Genomic DNA, 25,414 nt, shown 5'->3' on the forward strand with positions numbered 1-25,414 from the left:
CGGACCCGCCCCACCTTCTGCCCGACGACTTGGAGGCAACGTGCACCAACTGATCGCGAGTCCGTTCCTGGGCCAGTACCTCCTCCTCCGGCCCGGTCACGCCAAGGGAGTGGCCATCCCCGAGTCCCGCTTCGAGGAACTGCACACGGTGGTCACCGAAAACCAGTCGGCCCCGGCCTGGCTCGCCGAGGCGACCACGGCTGCATGGCAGATGTCCATGCCCTCCGGGCCACTGCGGGAGTCCCTCCTTGTCCGCGAGCGCTCCACCTACGGGTACGCGAAGGCGTCATGGGAGATCAACCTCGGCTGTGACCACGACTGCGGCTTCTGCTACCTCGGCGAGAAGCGGTTCGAGGGCCTGGACTGGGACGACAAGACGCGCCTGCTCACGATGGTGCGAGACGCCGGGGTCCTGTGGCTTCAGATCACCGGCGGTGAGGCGCTGATCGACCCGCAGTTCGCCGCCGCGTACGAATATGCCACCGGGCTCGGGATGATGATCCAGGTATCGACGAACGGCAGCCAGCTCCACAAAGTGAGGATGCAGGAGCTGTTCGCCCGCCTGCGGCCCTACCGACTGACGGTGAGCCTCTACGGGGCGACCGCGGAGACCTACGACGCCGTCACCCGCAACCGCGGCGCCTTCGACCGCTTCAGCCGCGGTCTGCACGCCTCCCGTGCGGCGGGCCTGCCCGTGCGAATCAACATCATCGTCGCCGAGGAGAACGCCCACGAGATTGACGACATGGTCCGCCTGGTGGAAGACCGCTGGGGCTTCCCGTACCAGGTCTTCACGAACATGTCCCCGACGATCGACGGAGAGGCGAAGCCGCTCGCCTCACAGGCCGAGAAGTACGTCCGAGCCCGCCGTGTCTTCACCGGCTGCAACGCCGGCCATACCTTCTTCCACGTCGACCCGCACGGCATCGCCTCGGTCTGCAAGATCGGCCGCGACCCCAGTGTGAACCTCATGACCCAGGGCCTGACCGCCCTCCCCCGACTCGGCGGCATCGCCGAGTCCCTACAGCTCCGCACCGGTGGATGCTCCGGCTGCTCGAAGGTCGGCTCATGCAGGACATGCCGACCGCTGGCCAAGCTCCACCAGGAGGCGGGGGACAACCGATCGCTCTACTGCCAACACGGAGGTTACGGAGCATGACTCCCACCAGCACCACCCTGACCCGACCCGCACCGGTCCCGGTCACCATCGGCCTGTGCCCGCCCCCAGGGGCTACCGGCGCCTTGCCCGTGCCGATCTCCGTTCCCCCGGTCCCTGAGGGCACGTTCCAGATCATCGGTGACCTGGACGTCGACGTCGCCGAGTCCGCCGGGTGCAGCTGCTCGGCCGGTGACGACCAGCCCTACTAGACCGGGGCCCGCTCCGGCGCGCTGCCCTGGCCGTACGCTGGCCGGGGCAGCCCATCGCCTTCTCCTAGGAACCGCGCCGTGTCCATGATCCGCCGCCACTTCCACGACCTCCCCTTGGAAGCACGCCAGGCCATTGCCGACAAGGCGGGCCCCGTCCACGCCGCCCGCACCGCCGACGGAGGGCTGAACTCGGGCATCGCCGCGTTCCTCGACACCGATCAGGGGCCGGTCTTCGTCAAGGGCATCCCCACCGGCCACTCACAGGCCCCGGCCCAGCGTCGAGAGGCCGCGATCAACCCACACCTCCCCCGCGCCTGCCCCCGCCTGTACTGGCACATCGAGACAGCCGGCTGGGATCTCCTCGGGTACGAAGTCCTTCCGGGGCGGCACGCTGACTACAGCACGTGCTCCCCAGACCTCTCCCTCGTCGCCGGGGCCCTTGCGGAACTCCAGAACACCACCGTTCCTCCAGACCTCCTCATCAAGGCCGCCGAACAGCGCTGGGCCGCCTACGCCCCGCCAGGAACTGCCGCCCTCTTCGCCGGCGACACCCTCCTGCACACCGACCTCGCCCCGCACAACGTGATCGTGGACGACCGTGCCCACATCATCGACTGGGCCTGGCCCACACGCGGCGCAGCCTGGATTGACCCCGCCATCCTCATCCTGCGCCTGCTCGAAGCCGGACACACGCTCGTTGAGGCGGACGCCTTCGCCAACCGATTCGCCTCCTGGCGCACTGCGCCGGCGGAGGCCAAGGAGGCATTCGCCGCCGCCAACGCTGCGACGTGGCGGGAGATCGCTCGCGCCGATGCCGCACCCTGGAAGGCTGTGATGGCCGCCCATGCGGTCGCCTTGCACGCTCACCTGCAAGCCGCGCCCGGTACGTTCCCCGGCCGCTGACGATCACGGCGGGAGCCACCTGCGCTGCCCACCACCACGTGCCTCAGGGCCACACCAAGCAATAAGCCTGATGCCCCGCATCATGCAACCGGTGGCTGAAGTCCTGCCACTCGTGGAGGAGTTGGTAGACGTTGAAGGCGTCGCGGGGGCCGCCGCGGTCCGGGACCGTGGACCATATGAAGGCGGCGGCGCCTACCGACTCCTCGCCGATGCCGCGCAGCGGGTCGACGACGGTCATGGGGAGCTTCACCACGGCGTAGTCCGGGTGGAGGACGACCAGCTCCAGCGGGGGGACCTGGTGCAGGGGTATGCCCTCGATGCCGGTCAGGACCATCGCGGCCATCGTCTCCGGCTTGATCTTCGTGAACATGCCGCCCATGCCCAGCTCGTCGCCGCCCAGCTCCTCGGGCCGCATCGAGATGGGCACGCGGGCGGCCGTCGCGCCGTTCGGAGCCCCGAAGTACTTGTAGGTCACCCCCACCCCGCCACTCCTGCTGCTCACCCGGTCCCGCCCCGGCTCGGTGGTCTCGCCGTGCACCTGGTCGGGCGCCTGCGCCGGCTGCGGATCCGCCTCGCGTCGGTGCCTGCCCCGCCGGGCACGCCGCGGGCCCAGGCCGTCGGTCCCCTCGCCCAGTCCGCCACCGCGCTGCATATCTCCACCCGACTGCTTTCCAGGGCGGCACGGCCCTGTCTTTTCTAGGCCTCGCGGCCCCCGCCACGCAACCCGATCATCGTGTCAGTGACCTCCCCCACGGTCACCCTCTAAAACGTGGAGTGAAACACCTGTCCGCAGGATGCCCGGACGCTCTGACACCATGGCTCGTGTGAGCTTCCCGTATAGCGCCCCAGTTTCGCAGACTCTTTTCGACCGTGCGGCGGCCGTGACGCCCGGCGGTGTGAACTCTCCCGTGCGCGCGTTCCGCGCTGTGGGTGGTACGCCCCGTTTCATGGTGTCCGGTACCGGTCCGTACCTGACTGACGCCGACGGCCGCGAGTACGTAGACCTCGTGTGTTCGTGGGGTCCGATGATCCTCGGGCACTCCCACCCCGAGGTGATCGCCGCCGTGCAGGAGGCCGTCTCGCGCGGCACCTCCTTCGGTACGCCCGGCGAGGGGGAGGTCGCGCTCGCCGAGGAGATCGTGGCCCGGATCGAGCCCGTGGAGCAGGTGCGGCTCGTCTCCAGCGGCACCGAGGCGACCATGTCCGCCATCCGCCTCGCCCGCGGCTTCACCGGCCGCGCCAAGGTGATCAAGTTCGCCGGGTGCTACCACGGGCACGTCGACGCCCTGCTGGCCGCCGCCGGTTCGGGCGTGGCGACCCTCGGGCTGCCCGACACCCCGGGCGTCACCGGCGCCCAGGCGGGCGACACCATCGTCGTCCCGTACAACGACCTGGACGCCGTGCGCGCCGCGTTCGCCGCGAACGAGGGGCAGATCGCCTGCGTCATCACCGAGGCCTCGCCGGGCAACATGGGCGTCGTACCGCCGGGTGAGGGCTTCAACCAGGGGCTCGCGGACCTGTGCCGGGAGAACGGCGCGCTGTACATCTCCGACGAGGTCATGACCGGCTTCCGCACGTCGAGGGCCGGTTGGTACGGCGTCGACGGTGTGCGGCCCGACCTGATGACCTTCGGCAAGGTCATGGGCGGCGGTTTCCCCGCCGCGGCCTTCGGCGGGCGTGCCGACGTCATGGCGCACCTCGCCCCGGCCGGCCCCGTCTACCAGGCGGGCACGCTCTCCGGGAACCCCGTCGCCACGGCCGCGGGCCTGGCGCAGCTGCGGCTCCTGGACGATGCCGCGTACGGGAAGGTCGACGCGGTCTCGGAGCAGGTGCGGGGCCTGGTGAGTGAGGCGCTGGGCAAGGAGGGCGTCGCGCACACCGTGCAGAACGCCTCCAACATGTTCTCCGTCTTCTTCACCGCGGACGAAGTGAGGAACTACGACGACGCCAAGGCGCAGGAGTCCTTCCGCTTCACCGCCTTCTTCCACTCGATGCTGTCGCAGGGCGTCTATCTGCCGCCCTCGGCCTTCGAGTCCTGGTTCGTGTCCACCGCCCACGACGAGCGGGCGATCGAGCGGATCGCCGCCGCCCTGCCGGCCGCCGCGCGTGCCGCCGCCGAAGCGACGGAGGTCGCCGCATGAGCGCCACGGCAGCGGGCGGCGAGCTGACCGTCGTCCATCTGATGCGCCACGGCGAGGTGCACAACCCCGACGGGATCCTGTACGGGCGGCTGCCCGACTACCACCTCTCGGAGCTGGGCCGGCAGATGGCCGACCGGGTCGCCGAGCACCTCTCCCAGCGTGACGTCACGCACGTCGTCGCGTCCCCGCTCGACCGCGCCCAGGAGACGGCCACGCCGATCGCCAAGGCGCACGGCCTGGACCTCGCGACCGACGCCCGGCTCATCGAGGCGGGCAACGTCTTCGAGGGCAAGACCTTCGGGGTCGGCGACGGCGCGCTGAAGAACCCCGACAACTGGCGGCACCTGGTCAACCCCTTCAAGCCGTCCTGGGGCGAGCCGTACATCGAGCAGGTCGTACGGATGATGGGCGCCCTGGACGCGGCCAAGGACGCGGCCCGCGGGCACGAGGCGGTCTGCGTCAGCCACCAGCTGCCGATCTGGATCGTGCGCAGCTTCGTGGAGAAGCGGCGCCTGTGGCACGACCCGCGCAAGCGGCAGTGCACGCTCGCCTCGCTGACGACGTTCACCTACCGCGGCGACAAAATCGTTTCGGTCGGTTACTCGGAACCGGCCCGGGACCTGGTCCCCGCGCATCTCCTCGCGGGCGCCAAGCCGGTGAAGGGCAAGGGCAAGGCCTTCGGGGCCTGAGGCCCGAGTAGCCGAGTTCAATTGCGCTGATTGACGTCGTGTGATCGCGTCGCGACTGTAAGTCCCTTTCGGGCAAAGAGCGGCAAATAATCCGCGATGTGCAGGAACCCCGTTGTTCGTCGCGCCCTCTAACAGGGCGTCCCTCTTGCCGAGTCAGATACGGCAGTACGGGAGCCAAGGGCGCGACGAAATGGGGATTGGGAATGCGCGACTTCAGCCGCCGGGGAATGCTCGGACTCGGGGCAGGTGCCGCGGCCGCTTTCGGGCTCGCGGCATGCGGCACCGGGGGCGACGGGGATTCCTCGGGGCCCGCGGACAAGGCCAAGGACGGGCAGGCCGACACGGGCAAGCGCCCGGCGAGGCCGATCGGCGACGGGTCGACCTCCTACACCGGCAAGCAGCCCAACCAGCCGGGCAAGCCGGTTCCGCTGGAGCCCGGCGAGACGCCCCCGCAGTTCGTGGTCTTCTCCTGGGACGGTGCGGGCGAGGTCGGGAACGGTCTGTTCCCGCGCTTTCTGAAGCTGGCCGAGGACCACAACGCGCACATGACGTTCTTCCTCTCCGGGCTTTATCTGCTCCCGGAATCGAAGAAGCGCATGTACCGTCCGCCGAACAATGCGGTCGGCGCCTCCGACATCGGTTATCTCACCGACGGTCACATCAAGGACACGCTGAAGTACGTCCGGCAGGCCTGGCTTGAGGGCCATGAAATCGGCACGCACTTCAACGGGCACTTCTGCACGGGCACGGGAACGGTCGCCAACTGGACGTCCGCGCAATGGCAGGACGAGATCGACCAGGCCAAGTCCTTTGTGAAGAAGTGGCGTACGAACACCGGCTGGACCGATCTGCCGTCGCTGCCCTTCGACTACGACAAGGAACTCGTCGGCGGCCGCACGCCCTGTCTGCTCGGCCAGAACAATCTGCTGCCGACCGCGAAGAAGCTCGGCTGGCGCTACGACGCGTCCTCGCCGGGCGGCCGCCAGCGCTGGCCCGAGAAGAAGATGGGCGTATGGGACCTGCCGCTCCAGGCGGTGCCCTTCCCCGGGCACTCCTTCGAGGTCCTGTCGATGGACTACAACATCCTCGCCAACCAGTCGCAGAACTCCACGAAGGCGCCGCCCCACAACTACCCGGGCTGGCGCAAGCAGGCCACCGAGGCCTACATATCCGGGTTCAAGCGGGCCTACGAGACCAACCGCGCCCCGTTCTTCATAGGCAACCACTTCGAGGAGTGGAACGGCGGCATCTACATGGACGCCGTTGAGGAGGCCCTGAAGCACATCGCGGGCAAGAAGGACGTACGTCTGGTCTCCTTCCGGCAGTTCGTCGACTGGCTCGACGTGCAGGACCCCCAGGTGCTCAAGCAGCTCCAGGGCCTCGATGTCGGCCAGCAGCCCGCAGGTGGCTGGAAGGGGCTCAAAAAGGCCGCCTGAAATGGGGCTTTCCGCAACCGCGGGGGGTGCGGAAGATCCCTGAAACAGACATGCGAAACTTTTCACATGAGTGCCGCCTGCCGTGCCCCACACCGCGTTGACAGCAGCAGTCGCCGTCGCAGCCGTGCTGCCCTGCTCGCCGCAGGCGCCGCGGTCGCGGCGCTGACTCTGTCCGCCTGCGGCTCCGGCGGCATGTCGGGCGGTTCCGGAAACACCAACTTCGTCGCCGGGAAAGACGGCATCGCCACCGTCAAGAAGGGCGACCGCAAGCCGAACCCCTCGCTCGACGGGGAGACCCTCGACGGCAAGAAGCTAAACATCACCAAGGACTACAAGGGCAAGATCGTGGTCATCAACGTCTGGGGTTCCTGGTGCGCTCCGTGCCGGGCCGAGGCGCCGAACTTCGTGAAGCTCGCGAAGGAGACCAAGTCCAAGGGCGTCGAATTCGTCGGGATCAACACGCGTGACCCCGAGCGCAGCCCCGCGATCCAGTTCGAGAAGCACCACGAGGTTCCCTACCCGAGCCTCTACGACCCGACGGGCAAGCTCATGCTGCGCTTCCCCCCGGGCTCGCTCAACCCGAACGCCATCCCCTCCACGCTCGTCGTCGACCGGGACGGGAAGATCGCGGCCCGCGCGCAGACGCCACTGAGCGAGGAGAAGCTGCGGAAGATGATCGACCCCGTCCTCGCGGAGAAGTGATGTCCACGCTCGCGGCCGTCGTCGGTCCGAACGAGACCGTGATGAGCGGGGCCCTGCTCCTCGCGATCCCGATCGCCGTGCTCGGCGGGCTCGTCTCCTTCTTCTCGCCGTGCGTCCTGCCGCTCGTGCCCGGCTATCTGTCGTACGTCACCGGGATCAGCGGCCAGGACCTCGGGGAGGCGCGGCGCGGCCGGATGGCCGCCGGGGCCGGTCTCTTCGTGGCCGGGTTCACCGTCGTCTTCGTCACCGTCACGACCTCCTTCGGTGCCATCGGCCGCACCCTCAAGCTGCACCAGAGCACCGTCAACACCACGCTCGGCGTGGTGATGATCGTGCTCGGGCTGTTCTTCATGGGGCTCATGCCGTGGCTCACCCAGCGCGAGTTCCGCTTCCACAAGCGGCCCGCCATCGGGCTGGCCGGCGCACCGATAGTCGGCGCTCTCTTCGCGGTGGGCTGGACGCCGTGCGTGGGCCCGACCCTCGCGTCGGTCCTCGCCCTGTCCACCGAGGACGCCGACCCGCAGCGCGGCGCGATCCTCGGTGTCGCGTACTCCCTGGGGCTCGGTCTTCCGTTCATCCTCGCCGCCGTCGCCTTCCGCAAGGCGCTCGGCGCCTTCGGCTGGGTGAAGCGGCACTATGTCTGGGTGATACGCGTCGGCGGCACCATGATGATCGTGACCGGGGTGCTCCTGGTCACCGGCGTGTGGGACAGCATCGTGCAGGACATGCAGGTCTGGACCAGCAAGTACAGCGTGGGGATCTGATCCATGAGCAAGACCGAAGCCCCCGAGGGACAGTCCGATCTCGGCGCCGCGGGAGAGCAGCTTTCGACCGCCCCCAGGGAGGAGTCGCCGAACCTCCCCTCCCTCGGCGTCATCGGCTGGATCCGCTGGTTCTGGCGGCAGCTCACCTCGATGCGGGTCGCGCTGATCCTGCTCCTGCTGCTGTCGCTCGGCGCGATCCCCGGCTCGCTGATCCCGCAGAGCAACGTGGACGAGCTGAAGGTCCAGGACTTCATGGACCGGCACACCACGCTCGGCCCGCTCTACGACAAGCTCCAGCTCTTCGACGTCTACAGCTCGGTGTGGTTCTCCGCGATCTACATCCTGCTCTTCGTCTCCCTCATCGGCTGCATCGTGCCCCGCACCTGGCAGTTCGTCGGCCAGCTCCGCGGCCGCCCGCCGGGCGCCCCCAAGAAGCTGACGCGCTTGCCCGCGTACACGACCTGGCGCACCGCCGCCGAGCCCGAGCAGGTGCACGAGGCCGCGCTCGCGCTGCTCAAGCAGCGCCGCTTCCGCGCGCACACCGCCGCCGGTTCGGTCGCCGCCGAGAAGGGCTATCTGCGCGAGGCCGGCAACCTGATCTTCCACGTCGCGCTGATCGTGATGCTGATCGCCTTCGCCGCCGGGCAGCTCCTCAAGTCCGAGGGCGGCAAGCTGGTCATGGAGGGTGACGGCTTCTCCAACACCCTCAGCCAGTACGATGACTTCAAGTCCGGCAGCCTCTTCGACACCGACGACCTGGCGCCGTTCAGCTTCAAGCTCGACGACTTCGAGGGGACGTACGAGAAGTCGGGCCCCAACCGCGGCACGCCCCGCACCTACCGGGCGAACGTCACCTACAGCGAGGGCGCCGACGGCCCCGAGAAGAAGCAGGCCATCGAGGTCAACAAGCCGCTGGAGGTCGACGGCTCGAAGGTCTACCTCATCGGCCACGGCTACGCCCCCAAGGTCACCGTCAGGGACCCCAAGGGCGAGGTCATCTACGAGGCCGCCGTGCCGCTGCTGCCCATCGACCAGAACGGCACCGCGACCGGCGCCATCAAGGTCCTGGACAACTACAAGAACAAGAGCGGCAAGAAGGAGCAGCTCGGCTTCAACGCCTTCTTCGTGCCGACCTTCGCGGGCGAGGGCAAGGGCCAGATGTTCTCGCAGTTCCCCGCGCCCGACTTCCCGGTGCTCGCGCTGTCCGCGTACCACGGCAGCCTGGGCGTCGACTCCGGTGTCCCGCAGAACGTGTACCAGCTGGACACCCGGAAGATGACCAAGTTCAAGGACGCCCAGGGCGAGCTGTTCAAGAAGCGGCTGCTGCCCGGCGAGACCATGAAGCTGCCGAACGGCGCCGGGTCGATCACCTTCGAGAAGGACCTCAAGGAGTGGGCGACCTTCCAGATCTCGCAGGAGCCCGGCTCCGTGTGGGCGCTGGGCGGCGCGATCGCCGCGATCGCGGGCCTCGCCGGATCGCTGTTCATCCAGCGCCGCCGCGTGTGGGTGCGCGCGGTGCGGGGCGCCGACGGCGTCACCGTCGTGGAGATGGCGGGCCTCGGCCGCAGCGAGTCCTCCAAACTCCCCGAGGAACTGTCCGACCTCGCCGCCCACCTGCACGAGAAGGCGCCGAGCGCGCCCGATGCGGACCCAGACCCGGACGCGGAAGCCGCCTCCGACGCCGACCCCGATGTTGTTCCTGCCGAAGGGGCTGAGAAGTGAATCTCGCCACCACCCTGGCCGCCGAACCGAACGAGGACCTCGCGCACATCAGCAATGTGCTGATCTACTCCGCGATGGCCGTCTACCTCCTGGCCTTCTTCGCACACATGGCGGAGTGGCTCTTCGGCAGCCGCAGCAAGGTCGCCCGCACCGCGGCCGCGCTCACCCCGAGCAAGGCCGCGGCGGCGGCGCCCGCGGTGACCACCAGGGCCAAGGGCGGTACCGCCACCCTGGAGCGCCCCCAGGTCGTCACGCGGTCGGTCACCGGTGCGCGCGACGTGCCGGACGGGCCCGGCGCCGCGGCGGGCGACGAGAAGGGCGACCTGTACGGCCGTATCGCGGTGTCCCTCACCGTCCTCGCGTTCCTGCTGGAGTTCGGCGGTGTGCTCACCCGCGCCCTGTCGGTGCAGCGGGCCCCGTGGGGCAACATGTACGAGTTCAGCATCACCTTCTCTACGGTCGCCGTCGGCGTCTACCTGGTGCTGATGGCGCTGAAGAAGAACATCGCCTGGCTCGGCCTGCCCCTGGTGACGACGATCCTGCTCGACCTCGGTCTCGCCGTCACCGTCCTGTACACCTCCAGCGACCAGCTGGTCCCGGCCCTGCACTCGTACTGGCTGTGGATCCACGTCTCCACGGCGATCTTCTGCGGCGCGGTCTTCTACGTCGGCTTCGTCGCGACGATGCTCTACCTCTTCCGCGACAGCTACGAGGCCAAGCTCCAGAGCGGCGGACAGCCCGGCAAGTTCGCCACGTCCGTGCTGGAGCGGCTGCCCGCCGCGGCCTCGCTCGACAAGTTCTCCTACCGACTGAACGCGGCGATCTTCCCGCTGTGGACGTTCACGATCATCGCGGGCGCGATCTGGGCGGGCGACGCCTGGGGCCGCTACTGGGGCTGGGACCCCAAGGAGGTCTGGTCCTTCATCACCTGGGTCGCCTACGCCGGCTACCTGCACGCCCGCGCGACGGCCGGCTGGAAGGGCCGCAAGGCCGCCTACCTGGCCCTGATCGCCTTCGCGTGCTGGCTCTTCAACTACTACGGCGTGAACATCTTCGTCACCGGCAAGCACTCGTACGCCGGGGTCTGAGACACGTTCCGCACCCCGCCGCGCGCACAAGGGGTGCGGAATGGGTCCTACCGGGCCACGCTGGAGCCATGACCGAGACGATCGGGCAGGGCACAGGACGGGCCGAGGGCTCCACCCAGCACCTGCACTACGAGCTGCACCTTCCCCACCCTGTGGACAAGGTCTGGGCGGCGGTGGCCACCCCCGAAGGACTGCCGGGGTGGCTGGCCGCCGCCGACGTGTTCGAGCCCCGGCTCGGCGGCGCCATCACGCTGCGCTGGCTGAACGGCGCCCAGGACCCGGAGCAGTCCGTGCACTCCGGGCACATCACGGCCTGGGACCCGGACGTCGTCGCCGAGTACACGATCGACCTGCACGGCCGGTGCCGCTTCCACCTCGAACCGACGGCCGGACACGAAGGCACCACACTGCGCTTCACCAACGAGTTCGACGGCGACGACGCGCTGCGCCTCGACTGCCTGGCCGGCTGGCACGACCACTTCGAGTTGCTCGTCGAGGCGCTCCGGGGCCGCCCCGAGGACTGGTCGAAGTGGACCCCGGACCGCTGGCGTGAGCTGCGCGAGGGCTACGCCGCCGCGGAGGGCGCCCCCGGCTAGGGATTGGCCCCCGTGCCGTCCTCCACAGCGATCGCGTCGAGCTGCTTGCGCAGATACGTGTGCGAGTCGATGCCCCGGACGTCCGTGCCCGGGTCGCACTCGTAGAAGTACACGAGGGACATCAGCTCCTCGGCGGGCGCCTCGGCGGGCGGCGGCAGTACCCGGTGCCGGCCGGACTGCCAGCGGCCGCCGGTCCAGCGCGCCATCAGGTCGCCGATGTTGACCGTGAGCGCCGCCGGGTCGAACGGCGCGTCCTGCCAGCCGCCCTCGTCCGTGAACACCTGGAGCCCGCCCCGGCCCGCCTGCCGGTCGAGGACCGTCACCGTCCCGAAGTCGGTGTGCGGGCCGATGCGGAACTGGCCCGGCTCGGGCGCGCCCACGGTGTCCCGCCCCGGATACCAGTTGATGTTGAAGCCCCAGGTCGGGTGCCCGGTGTGCCGGGTGAAGAAGTCCCCGTCCTCGCCGAGCGCGACGGCGAGCAGTTCGAGGAGGCGGTCGGCGAGCGTTCGCGTCTGCCGCAGGTACGTCTCCACGAGACCCCGCAGCCCGGGGACCTCGCCCGGCCAGGTGTTCGGCGCGAACCACTCGGCGTCGACTCGCGCGTCCCCGGTCGGCTCGTCGGCGGCGAAGGACAGCGACTCCTTGAGGTCCGGGGGAGCGGCCGTGCCCTCCGCGTAGCTGTTGGCCTCCGCGCCGGGCCCGAGCCAGCCGCGCCCGCCGACCTTGACCGCGTAGGGCCGCTTCACCTCGGCGGGCAGCCGGAAGAAGCCGCGGGCCGACTCCCTGATCGCCGTACGCAGGCCGGGGTCGACGCCGTGCCCGGTCACCAGGAGGAAACCGGCGGTGCGCAGGGCCGCGTCGACGGTCCGTGCCGTGCGCGCGCGGGCCTCGGGGTCGCCGGACAGCCAGGGCCGCAGGTCGACGGTGGGGATGCGGGGGGTGCCCGATGCGCTGCTCATGACTCCCATCGTGCCCACGCGAGCCGCCGGTCAGGCGTCATCGACAGCGCCGATCGGCCCATCGGAAGGACGCCCCAGCAGCGCGTGGACCTGCGCCTTCGCCCGCTCGTACGTTCCTGCCATGACCTCAAGGAACGCTTCTGAGAACAAGGGCACGGCCCAGCTCACCGCCGCCATGATGCTCTCCGGCACCCTCGGCGTCTTCGTCGTCGAGTCCGGCGCCGACGTCTTCAACGTCGTCTTCTTCCGCGTCCTGTTCGGCGCCCTCGCCCTCGGCGCGTACGCCCTCGCCCGCGGCTACTTCCGCGACCACGGGCTCACGCCCAAGAGGCTCGGACTCGCCGCGCTCGGCGGCCTGTTCATCGTCTTCAACTGGGTGTTCCTCTTCAAGGCGTACGAGGCCACCTCGATCTCCCTGGCCACCGTCGTCTACCACACGCAGCCCTTCTTCCTGGTGCTGCTCAGCGCCGTCGTCCTGCGCGAGCGCCTGACGCGGTCCCAACTGGGCTGGCTGGCCGCCGCGTTCGCCGGGCTCGTGCTGGTCTCGGGGGTGCGCCCCGGCGACACCGGTTCCCTCGCGGGCATCGGGCTCGCGCTCCTCGCCGCCGTCCTCTACGCCCTGTCCACCCTCGTCACCAAGCGCGTCACGGGCGTACGCCCCCATCTGATCGCCCTGGTCCAGGTCCTGGTCGGCATCCCGCTGCTGCTGCCCTTCACGGACTTCGGCGCGATGCGCGGCACCGGCACCGGCTGGGCCTGGCTCGTCGGCCTCGGCGTGATCCACACCGGTCTGATGTACGTCCTGATGTACGCGGCGTACGCGAAGCTCCCCACGCCCAAGATCGCCGTACTCGCCTTCACCTACCCGGCGGTCGCGATGGTCGCCGACTGGGCGGTCTACGGCCACCACATCGGGCTCGTCCAGGCGCTCGGCGTCCCGCTGATCGTCCTGGCGAGCCTCAAGGTGACCCTGGCGCCGGGGACGCGCTCTGCTCCCGCACAAGCCGCACGGCCTGCTCCACGAACAGCCGGACATGCGCCGGAAGCCGCTTCCCCGACCGCCACGCGAGCTGCGTCCACAACGTGAACGGCGGCTCCCAGGGCAGCCGTACGAGGGCGCGCGCCGCCAGCTCCCGCGCCACCGCCACGGCCGGCAGCAGCGCCACCCCGAGCCCGCCCGCCACGCCCTGCTTGGTCGCCTCGATCGTGCCGAACTCCATGAACGGCGGGGGCTGACCGGTCCGCTCCCGCAGCTCCGCCTCGAACAGATCCCGGTAGGGGCAGCCCGGCTCGGTGCCGACGAGCTGCACCGCCGTCAGATCGGCCGTGGCGAGCGCGCCCGCCGCGCGCGCCGCCAGCGGATGACCGGGGGCGCAGACCAGGACCAGCGGCTCCTCGGCGAGGACCTCGCTCTCCAGGCCCTGGTGCTCGGTCCCCGGCTCCATCAGGAAGCCCACGTCGTACGTCCCCTGCCGCAGCGCCTGCCGGGTCTCGTCGCCCAGCGTGGGGCGCAGCGAGAGCCGCACCTTCGGGTAGCGGTGGTGGAAGAGTTCGAGGAGCGGCGGCAGCCGGTAGGAGGTCAGGGACTCCATGGTGCCGACCGCGATCGCCCCGGACGGTTCCCCGGCGCCGACGACCGCGGCCCGCGCCTCGTCGGTCAGCTCGATGATCTGCCGGGCGTAGGGCAGCAGGCGCGTCCCCGCCTCGGTCAGCCGGATGCGGCTGCCGAGCCGGTCGAAGAGTTCCGTGCCGAGGGAGGACTCCAGGGAGCGGATCTGACTGGTCACGCTGGACTGCGCGTACGCCAGTTCGGTGGCGGCCTGGGTGAAGCTGAGGACGGTGGCGACCTTCTCGAAGGTCACGAGCAGCCGTAGCTCCATCAGCCGTCGGTGCCCTTGTCCTTCTTGTCCTCGCCCGGGTCCTTGTCCTCGTCCCGCAGGGACTTCAGGAACTCGGGGTTGTCGTCGGGCGCGACCCAGCGCGTACGGCCCCGCGCGGTACCGGAGCCCGGGGCGTGCCGCTCCTTGCCCGTGACGAACCAGGCGATCGGGCCGAGCAGCACCTCGCCGAAGAGCAGCACGATGATGACCCACACCACCTTGGGCAGATGCCTGACCTCCTTCTCGGGAGTGTTCAGGACATCGATGAAGGCGTAGATCCACACTGCCAGGACCAGCAGGAACGGCAGATACCTGAGCATGGTGGCGCGATCCCCCAAGCGGTGACGGCGGGAGGCGAGCGAGCCCCCGGTGACGGGGCCAGGGTAGCCGGTGCCGGATACTGGAACGCATGGCTTACGACGATCTTCGCTCCCTGCTCCGTGCACTGGAGCGCGAGGGCGATCTCAAGCGCATCAAGGCCGAGGTCGACCCGTACCTGGAGGTCGGTGAGATCGTCGACCGGGTGCAGAAGGCCGGCGGCCCCGCGCTCCTCTTCGAGAACGTCAAGGGCTCCGCGATGCCCCTGGCGATGAACGTGTACGGGACGGACCGGCGCCTGCTGAAGGCGCTCGGCCTGAAGTCGTACGGCGAGATCAGCGAGAAGATCGGCGGTCTGCTCAAGCCGGAGCTGCCGCACGGCTTCGTCGGCATCCGCGAGGCGTTCGGCAAGCTCGGCGCGATGACGCACGTACCGCCGAAGAAGGTGAAGCCGGAGAGCGCCCCCGTCCAGGAGGTGGTCCTGACCGGCGACGACGTCGACCTGGAGCAGCTGCCCGCGCTCTTCACCTGGCCCGAGGACGGCGGCTCCTTCTTCAACCTCGGTCTGACCCACACCAAGGACCCCGACACCGGGGTGCGCAACCTCGGCCTGTACCGCCTCCAGCGCCACGACAAGCGCACCATCGGCATGCACTGGCAGATCCACAAGGACAGCCGCAACCACTACCAGGTGGCCGCCCGCAGGGGCGAGAAGCTGCCCGTCGCGATCGCCTTCGGCTGCCCGCCGGCCGTCACGTACGCCTCGACGGCGCCGCTGCCCGGTGACATGGACGAGTACATGCTGGCCGGGTTCATCCAGGGCAAGCGCGTCGAGATGGTCGACTGCAAGACGGTCCCGCTCCAGGTGCCCGCGCACGCCGAGGTCGTCATCGAGGGCTGGCTGGAGCCCGGCGAAATGCTCCCCGAGGGCCCCTTCGGCGACCACACCGGCTTCTACACGCCGCAGGAGCCGTTTCCCGCTCTGAAGATCGACTGCGTGACGATGCGGCGGCGGCCGCTGCTCCAGTCGATCGTGGTCGGCCGCCCGCCGACGGAGGACGGCCCGCTGGGCCGCGCGACGGAGAGGTTCTTCCTCCCCCTCCTCAAGGTGATCGTGCCGGACATCGTCGACTACCACCTTCCGGAGTCGGGCGGCTTCCACAACTGCGCGATCGTCTCGATCGACAAGAAGTACCCGAAGCACGCGCAGAAGGTCATGCACGCCATCTGGGGCGCGCACATGATGTCCCTGACGAAGCTGATCGTCGTCGTGGACAAGGACTGTGACGTCCACGATCTGCACGAGGTGTCCTGGCGGGCCCTCGGCAACACCGACTACGCCCGCGACCTCACCGTCGTCGAGGGCCCGGTCGACCACCTCGACCACGCCTCCTACCAGCAGTTCTGGGGCGGCAAGGCGGGCATCGACGCCACGCGGAAGCTGCCCGAGGAGGGCTACACACGCGACGGGGGCTGGCCCGAGATGGTGGTGTCCGATCCGGAGACCGCCTCGAAGGTCGACCGCCGCTGGAAGGAGTACGGACTGTGAGCAGCGCCTCCGCCGCGATCCCCCAGCCGGGGCGCACCAAAGCGTTCCTCAGGCTCGTCATGATCGAGCACTCCGTCTTCGCGCTGCCCTTCGCCTACATCGCCTCCCTCTCCGCGATGTTCCAGCTGGACAAGAACATCCACTGGGGGCGGCTGCTCCTGGTCACCATCTGCATGGTGGGGCTGCGGACGTTCGCCATGGCGGCGAACCGCATCATCGACCGCGAGATCGACGCCCGTAACCCGCGCACCGCCCACCGCGAGCTGGTGACGGGCGCGGTGTCCGTGAAGTCCGCGTGGACGGGCGCGCTGATCGCGCTCGCCGTGTTCCTCGGCGCGGCCGCCCTGCTCAACCCGCTGTGCCTGGCGCTCGCGCCCGTCGCGGTGATCCCGATGGTCGTCTATCCGTACGGCAAGCGGTTCACGAACTTCCCGCAGGCGATCCTCGGCCTCGCCCAGGCGATGGGCCCGGTCGGCGCGTGGATCGCGATCACCGGCGAGTGGTCGTGGCAGGCCGTGATCCTCGGGCTCGCGGTGGGTGTCTGGATCGGCGGATTCGACCTGATCTACGCCTGTCAGGACGTGGAGACCGACCGCGAGGTCGGCGTGATGTCGGTGCCCGCGCGGTTCGGCATCCCGGCCGCGATTCGGGGCGCGCGCGGCTGCCACCTGGTGACCACCGGCCTCTTCGCCTGGTACGCCGCGTCCACCGGCGCGGGGGTGTTCTTCTGGCTCGGTCTCGCGATCGTGGCCGGTGCCTTCGTATACGAGCACTCCATCGTGAAGCCGCACGACCTGTCCCGGCTCAACCGCGCCTTCTTCCAGGTGAACGGCTTCATCGGCATCGCCCTGTTCGTCTGCGCGCTGCTCGATCTGCTCGTGCGCGGGCTCACGGTCTAGGCTGCACAGCGTGAAGGCAGCAGATACGCGGCGTAAGCCTTGGATCGTGGGGGTGTCGGGGGCCTCGGGGACCCCGTACGCCGCCTCCGTGCTGCGCGCGCTGCTCGCGGCGGGCGAAAGCGTGGACCTCGTCGTATCGCGCGCCTCGCGGCTGACGCTGCTCGACGAGACCGGCATCTCCTTCCGGGACGCGCACTGGCGGGACGATCTGCGCCAGTGGCTCGCGCGCGGGGCGGACGGGAAGCCGGACACCTTCGACGTGCCGTCGAGGACGCTGGACGACGTGCGGTACTGGGCGGCCGGTGATCTCGCGGCGGGCCCGTCGTCGGGGTCGTACGCGACGAAGGGGATGCTGATCGTGCCGGCGTCCACGGCGTGCGTGGCCGGGGTGGCGCTCGGGCTCTCGAAGGACCTGCTCCAGCGGTCGGCGAGCGTGACGCTCAAGGAAGGCCGACGGCTGGTGGTCTGCGTACGCGAGAGCCCGCTGAACGGTCAGACGCTGAAGCACTTGGTGAGCCTGGACGAGGCGGGCGCGCGTGTGCTGCCCGCCTCTCCGGCGTTCTACGCGGGGGCGACGCACATCCAGGATCTGGTGGACTTCGTCGCCGGGCGGGTGCTGGACGCGGCGGATGTCCCGCACAGCCTGTACCGCCGGTGGGAGGGAGAGCTGGGGAGCGCTTCCGGTGGAGGGTGAGCGCCCCCAGGGGGAGCGCCCCGAAGGGGCGCGGGGAACTGCGCGAGCAACCAAAACGAACCCGCAGTCGACACCGCCCCCCGGCCCCCACGGCGGGACTACCGCTTCTTGGCGCCCCGAGCCTTCTTGGGGGCCTTCCGCGGCGCCGCAACATTCGCACGCGAGCGGTTGGCCAAGTCCTGGAGCTCGCGCATACGGGCGTAGGCCATCTCGATCGAGTACACGGTGTGACTCACTCCTGAAGGATCGTCGTTGATCTGCTGAGATTGAGAAAGATTCACAGGGTGTAGACCCTGTTGCGCCTTAGATTCTACACATAGACTCGCGGTATCGCTGAATAATGAAAGGCATCGCACCTATGGACGCCGTGGACAGGCAGCTCATCCAGGCCCTGCGGGAGAACGGCCGGGCCTCGTACGCCGAACTCGGGCGGCTCGTGGGCCTCTCCGGGCCGAGCGTCACGGACCGGATCAACCGCCTCGAAGCGGCCGGTGTCATCACCGGCTACCGCGCGACCGTCGACTCCGCGTCGCTGGGCCTCGGCGTCATCGCCCTCATCGGCATCTCGCTCTCCGACGCCGCCGACCACGAGGACGTGGCGCGGCGCCTGAAGGACCTGCACGAGATCGAGGACTGCTGGTTCATCGCGGGCGACGACTCGTACATGCTCAAGGTGCGGGCGAGCGACGTGGACGGCCTGGAGAAGACGATCCGCCGGCTCAGCGGCACACGGGGCGTCTCCCGGACGCGTACCACCATCGTGCTCTCCACGAAGTGGGAGAACAGGGTCGGGGAGCTGCCCGAGGAGGAGTGAGCGGGAGCGGGGGCGTACGGTTGGCGGGAGTTTGTCGTAGGTCGCTGGAGAGGTAAGGGCGAGGGCATGGACGCAGGTCTCAAGCGCGATCTTGAGCAGAAGGTCCGGGACGGTGAGCGGCTGTCCCGCGAGGACGGCATCGCGCTCTACGAGTCGGACGACCTCGCCTGGCTCGGCGGCCTCGCGCACGAGGTCCGCACGCGCAAGAACGGCGACGTCGTGCACTTCAACGTCAACCGTCACCTCAACATGACGAACGTGTGCACCGCGTCGTGCGCGTACTGCTCGTTCCAGCGCAAGCCGGGCGAGAAGGACGCGTACACGATGCGCATCGAGGAGGCCGTCCGCCTCGCCAAGGCGATGGAGGGCGAGAACCTCACCGAGCTGCACATCGTCAACGGCCTGCACCCGAACCTGCCGTGGCGCTACTACCCGCGTTCGCTGAGCGAGCTGAAGAAGGCCCTCCCGAACGTGTCCCTGAAGGCCTTCACGGCCACGGAGATCCACCACTTCGAGACGATCTCCGGCATGTCGGCCTCCGACATCCTGGACGAGCTGATCGAGGCGGGCCTGGAATCGCTGACCGGCGGCGGCGCGGAGATCTTCGACTGGGAGGTGCGGCAGCACATCGTCGACCACCGCACCCACTGGGAGGACTGGTCGCGCATCCACCGCCTCGCGCACGAGAAGGGTCTGAAGACCCCGTGCACGATGCTGTACGGCCACATCGAGGAGCCGCGCCACCGCGTCGACCACGTCCTTCGCCTGCGTGAGCTACAGGACGAGACGAACGGCTTCCAGGTCTTCATCCCGCTGCGCTACCAGCACGACTTCGTGGACATGAAGGACGGCAAGGTCAGGAACCGCCTCCAGGCGCGCACGACCATGGCGTCCGGCGCCGAGGCGCTGAAGACCTTCGCGGTCTCGCGCCTCCTCTTCGACAACGTCCCGCACGTCAAGGTCTTCTGGGTCATGCACGGCCTCCAGACGACGCAGCTCGCGCTCCAGCACGGCGCGGACGACATGGACGGCTCGGTCGTCGAGTACAAGATCACGCACGACGCGGACAACTTCGGCACGCCGAACAAGCTGACCCGCGAGGACCTCCTCGACCTGATCCGCGAGGCCGGCTTCCGGCCGGTCGAGCGGAACACCCGCTACGAGGCGATCCGGGAGTACGAGGGGCCGGACCCGCTGCTGCGTGAGACGCCGCAGGCGATGCGGGTCTGACCCCCTTGCCGGGCACGGGCCCCTCCATGCTTCACTGGAGAGGCTCGTCCAGCTCGGGCCCATTTCGGAACGGAAGAGTGGATTGCCATGCTCCGCTACACGCTGATGCGCCTCGGGATCTTCGTGGGTTGCCTCTTGGTCGTCGGGGGCCTCGTCTACTCCGGGATCCTGCCGCGCGGACTCGGTGACTCGAACGTGCTGTGGGTACTGCTGCTCGCGCTGGTCGTCTCCGCCCCCATCAGCTTCGTGGTGCTCCGCAAGGAGCGTGACCGCGCCTCGGAGCAGGTCGTCGCGAAGGTCGACCGCGCCAAGGCCACCCTGGAGGCGAACCGCACCCAGGAGGACCTCGCGGACGACCTGGCGCGCGCCCAGCGCTCGTAAGCTTCGTCACTCTCACCGGGACCCCGGTCCGGAGCATCCCGCTCCGGACCGGGGTCCCGTGCGTTTTCCGGGGTTCGGCGCGGGGGCTACCTCAAACAAGACCTTTGATGTTCTCAAAGTACGAGTGTTAACGTGTTCGACATGAAGACAGCAGCAGCGCACCACCACGCCATGAGCGTCCCGCTCGTGGCGCGCCTGCATGTCGACCTCTGCCGCTGCATGTCCGCGGCCTGTCACGTCTGACCGTGACCCCGCCGCAGCGGCCCGCTGACCCTTCGCGGTCGCCGCTCCCGTATGCCCCCACCCTGACTTTCCTCACCGGAGTGTGTCCGTGTCCGCGAATTCCGCGACGCCCGCCGACAAGGCGGGCGACACCGAGAAGCCCGAATCCCGCTTCCGGATATCCAAGTACCTCAAGATGCCCTTCTGGGCGCAGATCCTCGGCGGCCTGGTCCTCGGCGCGCTGCTCGGCTGGCTCGCCCGCAGCCAGGACATCTCCTGGCTGGTCACCACCCTCTCCAAGGTCGGCGACACCTTCATCGGTCTGCTGAAGCTCGCGGTCGCCCCGCTCGTCTTCTTCGCGATCCTGGTGTCCATCACCAACCTGCGGAAGGTCAACAACGCCGCGCGCCTGGCCACCCGCACCCTGCTGTGGTTCATGATCACGTCGCTGATCGCGGTGGCCATCGGCCTCGCCATCGGCCTGCTCACCAACCCCGGCTCCGGTACCGGCCTCACCCCGAAGGACGGCAAGGCCCCCGACCACGCGGGCTCCTGGATCGACTTCCTGACCGGGATCATCCCGACGGACGTCATCACGCCCTTCACCGAGCTGAACGTCCTCCAGATCGTCTTCATGGCCGCCGTCGCCGGCGTCGCCGTACTGAAGATCGGTGACAAGGCCCAGCCGATCCTGGAGCTGAGCGAGTCCGTCCTCGCGCTCCTCCAGAAGGCCCTGTGGTGGGTCATCAAGCTCTCCCCGATCGGCACCGTCGGCCTCATCGGCTTCGCCATCGCGGACTACGGCTGGAACCTCATCAGCAAGTACGCGACGTTCACCGCGGACATCTACATCGGCTGCGCCCTGGTGATGTTCGGCGTCTACCCGCTGCTGCTGGCGTTCGTCGCCAAGGTCAACCCGCTCCAGTTCTTCAAGGGCGCCTGGCCCGCGATCCAGCTGGCGTTCGTCTCCCGCTCCTCGGTCGGCACCATGCCGGTCACCCAGAAGGTCACCGAGCGCCTCGGCGTCCCGAAGGAGTACACGTCCTTCGCGGTGCCCTTCGGTGCCACGACCAAGATGGACGGCTGCGCCGCGATCTACCCGTCGATCGCCGCGATCTTCGTCGCGCAGATCTTCGACGTGAACCTCGGCGTCAAGGAGTACCTGCTCATCGCGTTCGTGTCGGTGGTGGGCTCGGCGGCGACGGCCGGTCTGACCGGCGCCACGGTCATGCTGACGCTGACCCTCTCCACGCTCGGCCTGCCGATGGAGGGCGTGGGCCTGCTGCTCGCCATCGACCCCGTCCTGGACATGATGCGCACCGCCACGAACGTGGCCGGGCAGGCGCTGGTCCCCGTGATCGTCGCGGCCCGCGAGAAGATCCTCGACCGGGAGGCGTACGAGAGCGCCTCGGCGTCGCCGATCGACGACTTCGACGAGTCGCCGCGGGCGGTGCCCGCGGCCGCGTGAGTCCGCGCGAGCCCGTGTGAGTGTCGTGCCCCGCCCCGGAGTCGCTCCGGGGCGGGGCACTTTCGCGTCCCTCTCCGGTAATCGCTCGCGTGTTCGCGATGACCGTACGCTGACGGATGAACGGGCGGCGTGGGAACGGGGAGTGCGTGAACGGGGAGGCCGGGGTGGGAGAGCAGCGGGCGCGCAAGCGGATGCCGCGGGCCGTGCGCGAGCGGCAGATGCTGGACGCGGCGGTGCGGATCTTCGGGCAGCGGGGGTACCGGGCCGCTTCCATGGACGAGATCGCGGAGCTGGCCGGGGTGTCCAAGCCGCTGGTGTACCTGTATCTCAACTCCAAGGAGGAGCTGTTCAGCGCCTGCATCCGGCGGGAGGCCACGGCGCTCGTCGCCGCGGTCCGTGACGGGGTGGGCGCGGCCGAGGGGGCGAGTGTCGACCGGCAACTGTGGGACGGCCTGCGGGCGTTCTTCACGCACACCGCGGAGCACCCGGACGGATGGGCGGTGCTGCACAGCCAGGCGCGGACGCAGGGGGAGCCGTTCGCCGCGCTGGTCACCGCGATGCGGGAGGAGATGCTCGCCTACGTGACGTCACTGATCGCGGCGGCGGCGAGGGAGGCCCATGGGGACCCCGCGCCGTCGGAGAGGCAGGTCGCGGGGCTGGCACAGGCGTTGGTGGGAGCGGCGGAGTCCCTGGCGGACTGGGCCAACAGGGACGACTCGGTCTCGGCGAAGGAGGCGGCGACGACCCTGATGAACTTCGCGTGGGCGGGGCTCGGGGGGTTGGTGGAGGGACGGGCCTCTACGGCGACTCGGTAGTACGGGGACACGGGTGATGGGTGGCGGGAGAATTGATGATTACGCAGAGTGAGGAAGCGGGGGCGGGGGGCGGCGCTTAGGGTGGGCCTGGGGGAGATCCCTGGGAGGTCGCCGTGCGGGGAGCTTGTGCAGTCGCCGGTATAGCCGTACTGGCCGTCATGGGAGCGAGCGCACCCGCCCTCGCCCCGGCGGCGAACGGCCACCCCGACCTGACGCGGTACTACACCCAGAAGATCAAATGGGCCGCTTGCAAGGGCTCGACCGAGGCCATGGCGGACGCCACGGGCCACGCCAAGGACGTCCGGTGCGGCCATGTGACCGTGCCCCTCGACTACGCCAAGCCGTCCACCGGCACGGTGGACGTGGCGATGATCCGCATGAGGTCCAGCGCCGGCGGCAAGCCGCGAGGCTCCCTGCTGCTGAACTTCGGCGGCCCCGGCGGCCCCGGCGTCTCCGCGCTCGCCGGATCGCAGAAGGAGTTCGGCTTCCTCAGCAAGGGCTACGACATCGTCTCCTTCGATCCGCGCGGCGTCGGCCTGAGCGACCCCGTCAGCTGCGGCGACGCCGACGGGGACACCGAGCCCGTGGCGGGCGAGGGGGAGGAACCGGCCGCCGTACTCGCCGAGTTGCGCAAGATCGCCAAGGAGTGCGAGGCCAAGTCCGGGCCCGTCCTGCCGTACATGGGGACCGTCAACGTCTCACGCGACCTGGACGTGATGCGTCAGGCCCTCGGCGACAAGAAGCTCAACTACCTCGGCTTCTCCTACGGGACGCGGCTCGGCGCCGTCTACGCCGCCCAGTTCCCCAAGAAGGTCGGCCGGATGGTGCTCGACGGCGTGGACACGCTGACCGAGCCCGTCGCCGAGCAGTCCCGCGTGACCGCCGAGGGCCGCCAGACCGCCCTGGACAACTTCCTCACCTGGTGCACCGGCAACGCGGGCTGCGTCTTCGGCACCGACGCGCGGGCCGCCCGCCAGGGCATGGTCCAGGTCATCCAGGACCTGGACACGATGCCGCTGCGGTCCATGAGCGGCGAGGAGTTCACCGGGCAGGACGTCGTCGGCGTACTCGGTCAGGCCCTGTACAGCAGGAAGGCGTGGCCCGCGCTGTCGCAGGCGCTGGGCGCGCTGCTCGCGGACGGCGACCCCCGGGCACTGATCCGGATGAGCGGCGGGCTCGCGGGCGGCGTGGGCGGTGGTACGGGCGCGGTACGGGGCACGGGCGCGGTCGGCGAGGAGACGCCCATGGACAACATGTCCGCCGCCCTCATGGCGGTGAACTGCGCCGACGACCCCGACCGGCCGGACGCCGCACGCATTGAGAAGGAAGTCGGCAAGCTCCAGAGGGAGTTCGAGGAGGCGTCACCCGTCTTCGGCAAGTCCCTGCTGATGCCGGTGCTGCTCTGCTTCGGCCGGCCCCCGGGGACGAGCTACATCCGCGAGGACGTACGCGACGTGAAGACGCCGAAGCTGCTGCTCGTGGGCACACGCGGGGACCCCGCGACGCCCTACCGCTGGACGGAGGAGACCGCGCGGCGCCTCGGCCCGCAGGCCGTCGTCCTGGACAACAAGGGTGACGGGCACACCGGTTACCTGGGGTCGAAGTGCGTACAGGACAAGGTGGACGGGTTCCTGCTGTACGGGGAGACGCCCAAGAGCGGCAGCTCCTGCGCGGCGGAGGCGGACTCGGCGCAGTGACCCCGGGCGGCTCCGGGGTGCCGGGGCGTCACTCCCGGCCGGGCGCCAGCCCCAGCATCGCCGCCTCGTCCGGCGTACCCGGCCTGGCCTGGTAGACCACCATGCGCTGGCCGCCCGTCCGCGCCAGCCTCATCACCTCGTACGTGAGGGTCATGCCGCCGACGCGCGGATGCGCGAAGGACTTGGTGCCGCCGCCCCGCTCCCGTACGTCGTAACGCTCCCAGATGCGGGCGAAGTCCGGTGACTTGAGGAGGAGTTCACCGACGAGGTTGGTCAGCCGCGGCGAGTCCGTGTCCGTGCCGCCGACCGCGCGCAGGTGGGCGACCGACGTGGCGACCGTCTCCTCCCAGGGCTGGTAGAGCGTGCGGCCCACGGGGTGCAGGAAGAGGTAGCGGGTGACGTTGCGCCGCTCGGCGGGCCAGTCCCACAGGCCGGGGAGCAGCTCCTTGCCGGGGGCGTTCGCGGCCAGCATGTAGCTGTGCCTGCTCACCACGTACGCGGGCAGCGGGGCCAGCGCCTCCAGCATGCGCAGGGTGGAGTCGCGGACCGTCTCGTCGGCGGTGGGCTGCGGTTCGTTGAGGCGGCCCGAGGCCAGTTCGGCCAGCTCGTGCAGGCGCTCGTGGGCGTCGCCCGTCAGCCGCAGGGCGCGGGCCAGGGCGTCGACGACGGCGGGGGAGGGGTTCGTCTCCCGGCCGCGCTCCAGGCGCGTGTAGTAGTCGACGCTCACCCCGGCGAGGGTCGCAAGCTCCTCGCGGCGCAGGCCCGGGGTGCGGCGCAGCCCGGTGCCCGCGGGGAGGCCGGCGTCGGCGGGGGTGATGCGGGCCCTGCGGGCGCGGAGGTATCTGCCGAGTTCTGTCCCGGTGGTGCCGGCTGTCGTCATCCCGTCATTGTCGCTGGTCGCGGCGGTGCGTGGGGGGCCCTGTCAGGGCCAGGAACAGGGCGGTCTGGTGGGGGCTGCCGGGTGCGGGCATCGTCGGGGTTCCGCCGCTGCCGCGGCGGCCGATATTCGCTTCACGACTCCGCTCTTCACGATCCCGCTCTTCACGATCCCGCTCTCCCGCCCCCCCCGCCTGTTCCCC

Annotated in this window: 26 protein-coding genes and 1 pseudogene; 21 read left to right on the plus strand and 6 right to left on the minus strand. The window is 69.7% G+C overall.

The window, feature by feature from the left end; genetic code table 11:
- Positions 1–40: 40 nt before the first annotated feature.
- The 3 genes from IG54_RS0130385 (at position 41) to IG54_RS0130395 (ending at position 2,271) form a co-directional block, all read left to right on the plus strand.
- Positions 41–1,159 carry a radical SAM protein gene (locus IG54_RS0130385; RefSeq protein ID WP_030791785.1) on the plus strand — a complete coding sequence of 373 codons (1,119 nt, stop codon included), beginning with the start codon at positions 41–43 and terminating at the stop codon, positions 1,157–1,159.
- Positions 1,156–1,368, plus strand: a complete 213-nt coding sequence (locus tag IG54_RS0130390) for a hypothetical protein (protein ID WP_030791786.1) — start codon at positions 1,156–1,158, stop codon at positions 1,366–1,368. Before IG54_RS0130385 ends, IG54_RS0130390 begins: the two co-directional genes overlap by 4 nt.
- An 84-nt stretch (positions 1,369–1,452) precedes the next feature.
- Positions 1,453–2,271, plus strand: coding sequence for an aminoglycoside phosphotransferase (locus tag IG54_RS0130395; RefSeq protein ID WP_106977132.1), 819 nt, complete (start codon positions 1,453–1,455; stop codon positions 2,269–2,271).
- A 43-nt stretch (positions 2,272–2,314) separates the two neighbouring features.
- On the opposite strand, the gene IG54_RS0130400 is transcribed toward IG54_RS0130395, so the two are convergent.
- Positions 2,315–2,923, minus strand: a complete 609-nt coding sequence (locus IG54_RS0130400; protein ID WP_199809615.1) for a hypothetical protein — start codon at positions 2,921–2,923, stop codon at positions 2,315–2,317.
- A gap of 163 nt (positions 2,924–3,086) precedes the next feature.
- Between IG54_RS0130400 and hemL the strand changes: the two genes are divergently transcribed.
- The 8 genes from hemL (at position 3,087) to IG54_RS0130440 (ending at position 11,409) form a co-directional block, all read left to right on the plus strand.
- The gene (hemL, locus tag IG54_RS0130405) at positions 3,087–4,412 is read left to right on the plus strand and encodes a glutamate-1-semialdehyde 2,1-aminomutase (RefSeq protein ID WP_030791793.1); all 1,326 of its coding nucleotides are present in this window, start codon (positions 3,087–3,089) and stop codon (positions 4,410–4,412) included.
- Complete coding sequence (locus tag IG54_RS0130410; protein ID WP_030791796.1) at positions 4,409–5,101, plus strand: histidine phosphatase family protein; 693 nt, start codon at positions 4,409–4,411, stop codon at positions 5,099–5,101. Before hemL ends, IG54_RS0130410 begins: the two co-directional genes overlap by 4 nt.
- A gap of 203 nt (positions 5,102–5,304) precedes the next feature.
- Positions 5,305–6,537 carry a hypothetical protein gene (locus tag IG54_RS0130415; RefSeq protein WP_030791799.1) on the plus strand — a complete coding sequence of 411 codons (1,233 nt, stop codon included), beginning with the start codon at positions 5,305–5,307 and terminating at the stop codon, positions 6,535–6,537.
- A 66-nt stretch (positions 6,538–6,603) separates the two neighbouring features.
- Complete coding sequence (locus IG54_RS0130420; RefSeq protein WP_030791802.1) at positions 6,604–7,239, plus strand: TlpA family protein disulfide reductase; 636 nt, start codon at positions 6,604–6,606, stop codon at positions 7,237–7,239.
- Positions 7,239–8,003 (plus strand): cytochrome c biogenesis CcdA family protein, encoded by a 765-nt coding sequence (locus tag IG54_RS0130425; RefSeq protein WP_030791805.1) that lies wholly within the window; start codon positions 7,239–7,241, stop codon positions 8,001–8,003. Before IG54_RS0130420 ends, IG54_RS0130425 begins: the two co-directional genes overlap by 1 nt.
- Positions 8,004–8,006: 3 nt before the next feature.
- Complete coding sequence (resB, locus tag IG54_RS0130430) at positions 8,007–9,725, plus strand: cytochrome c biogenesis protein ResB (protein WP_030791808.1); 1,719 nt, start codon at positions 8,007–8,009, stop codon at positions 9,723–9,725.
- A complete protein-coding gene (gene ccsB / locus IG54_RS0130435; protein WP_030791811.1) occupies positions 9,722–10,813 on the plus strand; it encodes a c-type cytochrome biogenesis protein CcsB in 1,092 nt (363 codons plus the stop codon). The genes resB and ccsB overlap by 4 nt, the downstream gene beginning before the upstream one ends.
- Before the next feature lie 68 nt (positions 10,814–10,881).
- Positions 10,882–11,409 carry an SRPBCC domain-containing protein gene (locus IG54_RS0130440; RefSeq protein WP_030791814.1) on the plus strand — a complete coding sequence of 176 codons (528 nt, stop codon included), beginning with the start codon at positions 10,882–10,884 and terminating at the stop codon, positions 11,407–11,409.
- On the opposite strand, the gene IG54_RS0130445 is transcribed toward IG54_RS0130440, so the two are convergent.
- Positions 11,406–12,368: an isopenicillin N synthase family dioxygenase gene (locus IG54_RS0130445; protein ID WP_030791817.1), complete on the minus strand. Its 963-nt coding sequence runs from the start codon at positions 12,366–12,368 to the stop codon at positions 11,406–11,408. The genes IG54_RS0130440 and IG54_RS0130445 overlap by 4 nt on opposite strands.
- Before the next feature lie 121 nt (positions 12,369–12,489).
- On the opposite strand from IG54_RS0130445, the gene IG54_RS0130450 reads away from it, so the two are divergent.
- A complete protein-coding gene (locus tag IG54_RS0130450; protein ID WP_030791820.1) occupies positions 12,490–13,455 on the plus strand; it encodes a DMT family transporter in 966 nt (321 codons plus the stop codon).
- Here IG54_RS0130450 and IG54_RS40765 read toward each other — a convergent pair.
- Both IG54_RS40765 and IG54_RS0130460 read right to left on the minus strand, forming a co-directional pair.
- Positions 13,358–14,248, minus strand: a pseudogene (locus tag IG54_RS40765) (LysR family transcriptional regulator); the annotation flags it as partial. The gene IG54_RS0130450 and the pseudogene IG54_RS40765 overlap by 98 nt on opposite strands.
- Positions 14,248–14,568 carry a PLD nuclease N-terminal domain-containing protein gene (locus IG54_RS0130460; protein WP_030791827.1) on the minus strand — a complete coding sequence of 107 codons (321 nt, stop codon included), beginning with the start codon at positions 14,566–14,568 and terminating at the stop codon, positions 14,248–14,250. The pseudogene IG54_RS40765 and the gene IG54_RS0130460, both read right to left, overlap by 1 nt.
- 89 nt (positions 14,569–14,657) lie before the next feature.
- On the opposite strand from IG54_RS0130460, the gene IG54_RS0130465 reads away from it, so the two are divergent.
- The 3 genes from IG54_RS0130465 to IG54_RS0130475 are packed head-to-tail and all read left to right on the plus strand — an operon-like array spanning position 14,658 to position 17,708.
- A complete protein-coding gene (locus IG54_RS0130465; RefSeq protein WP_030791830.1) occupies positions 14,658–16,115 on the plus strand; it encodes a menaquinone biosynthesis decarboxylase in 1,458 nt (485 codons plus the stop codon).
- On the plus strand, positions 16,112–17,014 hold the full coding sequence (gene mqnP, locus IG54_RS0130470; protein ID WP_030791833.1) for a menaquinone biosynthesis prenyltransferase MqnP: 903 nt from the start codon (positions 16,112–16,114) through the stop codon (positions 17,012–17,014). Before IG54_RS0130465 ends, mqnP begins: the two co-directional genes overlap by 4 nt.
- Positions 17,015–17,024: 10 nt before the next feature.
- On the plus strand, positions 17,025–17,708 hold the full coding sequence (locus tag IG54_RS0130475; RefSeq protein ID WP_234336400.1) for a UbiX family flavin prenyltransferase: 684 nt from the start codon (positions 17,025–17,027) through the stop codon (positions 17,706–17,708).
- A gap of 98 nt (positions 17,709–17,806) precedes the next feature.
- On the opposite strand, the gene IG54_RS42275 is transcribed toward IG54_RS0130475, so the two are convergent.
- Entirely contained in the window at positions 17,807–17,944 is a 138-nt protein-coding gene (locus IG54_RS42275; RefSeq protein WP_158708957.1) for a hypothetical protein, read from the minus strand.
- 122 nt (positions 17,945–18,066) lie between these two features.
- Here IG54_RS42275 and IG54_RS0130485 point away from each other — a divergent pair, with 122 nt between their 5' ends.
- The 6 genes from IG54_RS0130485 (at position 18,067) to IG54_RS0130510 (ending at position 24,335) form a co-directional block, all read left to right on the plus strand.
- A complete protein-coding gene (locus tag IG54_RS0130485) occupies positions 18,067–18,522 on the plus strand; it encodes an Lrp/AsnC family transcriptional regulator (RefSeq protein WP_030791839.1) in 456 nt (151 codons plus the stop codon).
- Between the two features lie 66 nt (positions 18,523–18,588).
- Positions 18,589–19,752, plus strand: a complete 1,164-nt coding sequence (gene mqnE, locus IG54_RS0130490) for an aminofutalosine synthase MqnE (protein ID WP_030791842.1) — start codon at positions 18,589–18,591, stop codon at positions 19,750–19,752.
- Between the two features lie 87 nt (positions 19,753–19,839).
- Positions 19,840–20,133 (plus strand): DUF4229 domain-containing protein, encoded by a 294-nt coding sequence (locus IG54_RS0130495; RefSeq protein WP_030791845.1) that lies wholly within the window; start codon positions 19,840–19,842, stop codon positions 20,131–20,133.
- Positions 20,134–20,464: 331 nt separating this feature from the next.
- Positions 20,465–21,823 (plus strand): dicarboxylate/amino acid:cation symporter, encoded by a 1,359-nt coding sequence (locus IG54_RS0130500; protein ID WP_030791848.1) that lies wholly within the window; start codon positions 20,465–20,467, stop codon positions 21,821–21,823.
- A 191-nt stretch (positions 21,824–22,014) separates the two neighbouring features.
- A complete protein-coding gene (locus IG54_RS0130505) occupies positions 22,015–22,638 on the plus strand; it encodes a TetR/AcrR family transcriptional regulator (RefSeq protein WP_051820166.1) in 624 nt (207 codons plus the stop codon).
- A 158-nt stretch (positions 22,639–22,796) separates the two neighbouring features.
- Positions 22,797–24,335 (plus strand): alpha/beta hydrolase, encoded by a 1,539-nt coding sequence (locus IG54_RS0130510; protein ID WP_078594709.1) that lies wholly within the window; start codon positions 22,797–22,799, stop codon positions 24,333–24,335.
- Between the two features lie 28 nt (positions 24,336–24,363).
- Here IG54_RS0130510 and IG54_RS0130515 read toward each other — a convergent pair whose 3' ends face one another.
- On the minus strand, positions 24,364–25,215 hold the full coding sequence (locus IG54_RS0130515) for a helix-turn-helix transcriptional regulator (RefSeq protein WP_030791854.1): 852 nt from the start codon (positions 25,213–25,215) through the stop codon (positions 24,364–24,366).
- Positions 25,216–25,414 lie beyond the last annotated feature (199 nt).

Origin of the sequence: Streptomyces sp. NRRL S-920 (assembly GCF_000717945.1) — a bacterium.
Taxonomy (GTDB): domain Bacteria; phylum Actinomycetota; class Actinomycetes; order Streptomycetales; family Streptomycetaceae; genus Streptomyces; species Streptomyces alboniger.

What these genes read in the sequence shown, in the direction of transcription:
- IG54_RS0130505 (WP_051820166.1), top strand. Translation starts at nt 22,015, where the DNA reads ATGCCGCGGGCCGTGCGCGAGCGGCAGATGCTGGACGCGGCGGTGCGG.
- hemL (WP_030791793.1), top strand. Translation starts at nt 3,087, where the DNA reads ATGGCTCGTGTGAGCTTCCCGTATAGCGCCCCAGTTTCGCAGACTCTT.
- resB (WP_030791808.1), top strand. Translation starts at nt 8,007, where the DNA reads ATGAGCAAGACCGAAGCCCCCGAGGGACAGTCCGATCTCGGCGCCGCG.
- IG54_RS0130495 (WP_030791845.1), top strand. Translation starts at nt 19,840, where the DNA reads ATGCTCCGCTACACGCTGATGCGCCTCGGGATCTTCGTGGGTTGCCTC.
- IG54_RS0130465 (WP_030791830.1), top strand. Translation starts at nt 14,658, where the DNA reads ATGGCTTACGACGATCTTCGCTCCCTGCTCCGTGCACTGGAGCGCGAG.
- IG54_RS0130425 (WP_030791805.1), top strand. Translation starts at nt 7,239, where the DNA reads ATGTCCACGCTCGCGGCCGTCGTCGGTCCGAACGAGACCGTGATGAGC.
- IG54_RS0130515 (WP_030791854.1), bottom strand. Translation starts at nt 25,215, where the DNA reads ATGACGACAGCCGGCACCACCGGGACAGAACTCGGCAGATACCTCCGC.
- IG54_RS0130450 (WP_030791820.1), top strand. Translation starts at nt 12,490, where the DNA reads ATGACCTCAAGGAACGCTTCTGAGAACAAGGGCACGGCCCAGCTCACC.
- IG54_RS0130395 (WP_106977132.1), top strand. Translation starts at nt 1,453, where the DNA reads ATGATCCGCCGCCACTTCCACGACCTCCCCTTGGAAGCACGCCAGGCC.
- IG54_RS0130460 (WP_030791827.1), bottom strand. Translation starts at nt 14,568, where the DNA reads ATGCTCAGGTATCTGCCGTTCCTGCTGGTCCTGGCAGTGTGGATCTAC.
- mqnE (WP_030791842.1), top strand. Translation starts at nt 18,589, where the DNA reads ATGGACGCAGGTCTCAAGCGCGATCTTGAGCAGAAGGTCCGGGACGGT.
- IG54_RS0130400 (WP_199809615.1), bottom strand. Translation starts at nt 2,923, where the DNA reads ATGCAGCGCGGTGGCGGACTGGGCGAGGGGACCGACGGCCTGGGCCCG.
- IG54_RS0130410 (WP_030791796.1), top strand. Translation starts at nt 4,409, where the DNA reads ATGAGCGCCACGGCAGCGGGCGGCGAGCTGACCGTCGTCCATCTGATG.
- IG54_RS0130440 (WP_030791814.1), top strand. Translation starts at nt 10,882, where the DNA reads ATGACCGAGACGATCGGGCAGGGCACAGGACGGGCCGAGGGCTCCACC.
- IG54_RS0130415 (WP_030791799.1), top strand. Translation starts at nt 5,305, where the DNA reads ATGCGCGACTTCAGCCGCCGGGGAATGCTCGGACTCGGGGCAGGTGCC.
- IG54_RS0130420 (WP_030791802.1), top strand. Translation starts at nt 6,604, where the DNA reads ATGAGTGCCGCCTGCCGTGCCCCACACCGCGTTGACAGCAGCAGTCGC.
- IG54_RS0130485 (WP_030791839.1), top strand. Translation starts at nt 18,067, where the DNA reads ATGGACGCCGTGGACAGGCAGCTCATCCAGGCCCTGCGGGAGAACGGC.
- IG54_RS0130510 (WP_078594709.1), top strand. Translation starts at nt 22,797, where the DNA reads ATGGGAGCGAGCGCACCCGCCCTCGCCCCGGCGGCGAACGGCCACCCC.
- IG54_RS0130390 (WP_030791786.1), top strand. Translation starts at nt 1,156, where the DNA reads ATGACTCCCACCAGCACCACCCTGACCCGACCCGCACCGGTCCCGGTC.
- IG54_RS0130445 (WP_030791817.1), bottom strand. Translation starts at nt 12,368, where the DNA reads ATGAGCAGCGCATCGGGCACCCCCCGCATCCCCACCGTCGACCTGCGG.